Genomic DNA, 1,083 nt, shown 5'->3' with positions numbered 1-1,083 from the left:
CGTGTGGCAACCGGCACTGCCCGAAGTGCCAGTCTCTCGCCCGGGCACAATGGCTTGAGCGCCGTCAGGCGGATCTGCTGCCCGTGCCGTACTTCCACGTCGTCTTCACCGTTCCGCAAGAGATCGCGGCCATCGCATTCCAGAACAAGCGTGTCGTCTACGACATCCTGTTCCAGGCAAGCGCCGAAACGCTGCAGACGATCGCGGCAGATTCCCGGCACCTCGGTGCCACGATCGGATTCATCGCGCTACTTCACACCTGGGGGCAGAACCTGGTCCACCATCCGCATCTGCACTGCGTCATCCCGGGCGGCGGCCTTGCTGCCGACGCCGCGCGCTGGGTGGCTTGCCGCCCCGGATTCTTCCTGCCGGTGCGGGTTCTCTCGCGCCTGTTCCGCCGGCTGTTCCTCGAACGCTTGCAACAGGCCTTCGATACCGGGGCACTCCGCTTCTTCTCGTCACTGGCTCACCTGTCTGAGCCGGGACAATTTGCCCGCTATCTGTCCGGTCTGTGTCGAACCGAGTGGGTCGTCTATGCCAAGGAGCCATTCGGTGGTCCCCAACAAGTGCTCGACTATCTCGGCCGCTACACCCACCGCGTCGCAATCTCCAACAACCGCCTCATCAGTCAGACTGACCGGCACGTCACGTTTCGCTGGAAGGACTATCGCCATCCGGCCAGACCACGCGTGATGCGTCTCGACGTCCACGAGTTCCTGCGCCGCTTCCTGCTGCACGTGTTGCCGCACGGACTACAACGAATTCGCCACTACGGACTGCTCAGCAACCGGCTGCGCGAGACCAGCCTCGCCGCATGTCGCAGACTGCTTGGCGCGCCGTCCAACGAAACCCCTGAGACACCCAGGCCTGACTATGGCGACCACTATGCGCACCTGACTGGCCGCTCACTGCGCGACTGTCCCGTCTGCAAACACGGTCACATGGTCTGCGTCGAATACCTCCTGCCTGGCGCGCCGCAACGGGCACCACCATGCCAGCAATGAGGCACTAAGCATGTCCCTCCTCGGCACTGAACCCGGCACATCCTGCGCGTCCACCTGGCACGTATGTCCACTGCGCTCT

The 1,083-nt window shown here is 63.6% G+C and carries 1 protein-coding gene; it reads left to right on the top strand.

Features of this window, described 5'->3' with window-relative positions; genetic code table 11:
• A partial coding sequence (locus P0D89_RS53285; RefSeq protein ID WP_408379692.1) for an IS91 family transposase occupies window positions 1-1,004 on the top strand: 1,004 nt, incomplete at its 5' end.
• Window positions 1,005-1,083: the final 79 nt, after the last annotated feature.

Source organism: Paraburkholderia sp. RL18-085-BIA-A, assembly GCF_046027075.1.
In the GTDB taxonomy this organism is placed as follows: Bacteria; Pseudomonadota; Gammaproteobacteria; order Burkholderiales; family Burkholderiaceae; genus Paraburkholderia.
This window is presented reverse-complemented; position numbering and strand designations above follow the sequence as displayed.